Annotated in this window: 1 protein-coding gene; it reads left to right on the top strand. The window is 53.2% G+C overall.

Annotated features, from left to right (window positions below; genetic code table 11):
* Positions 1-273: 273 nt before the first annotated feature.
* Positions 274-588: contractile injection system protein, VgrG/Pvc8 family (locus AC27IO_RS25245; RefSeq protein ID WP_498740083.1), on the top strand; the 315-nt coding region annotated here is incomplete at its 3' end.

Below are 588 nucleotides of genomic sequence, written 5' to 3'. Positions count from 1 at the left end.
GAGGAGCACCGCTACAACCGCCGTGAAGCCACGGATAAGCGTGCTATGAACGGGTGTGGTTTTTTCCTAACTGATACCAATCTGATAATTTAAATATTATTGATATCTTCTTAAATCATAAGTAATTACACCTATTGATTTAATCAAGATAAATCGCTAATTGACTCATGGGGATTACATTTTGAGTCAAATCGGTAGAGGGTGATAAGACGTAAAGGGATATTATCCGCGCATCCATTTCCGTTACAAATTCCGGCATGGCCGGCATTCCCCATGACACGCCGAGTCACCATCCAGACGCCCCTGGGCGAGCAGTTGCAGTTTCGCCAGCTGCAGGGCAAAGAAGCGCTCTCCGAGCTGTTCTCCTTGGACGTGGACCTGCTGAGCGAGAGCAAATCCATCGACCCCAAGGCCCTTTTGGGCAAGAGCGCCACCATCGTGGTGGAGACCGAAGGGGGCGGCACGCGCTACCTGGACGGCATCGTCACCCGCTTCGGGCTGCAGGGGCAGGACCACCGCTTCTACACCTACAAGGCCCGCCTGAGCCCCTGGCTGTGGCTGGCCACACGGCAAAGCGACTTCAAGATC

This window comes from Acidovorax sp. KNOB132 (assembly GCF_057541515.1).
Note: the sequence above shows the minus strand (reverse complement) of the source record. Positions and strands in the feature narration are given on the sequence as shown.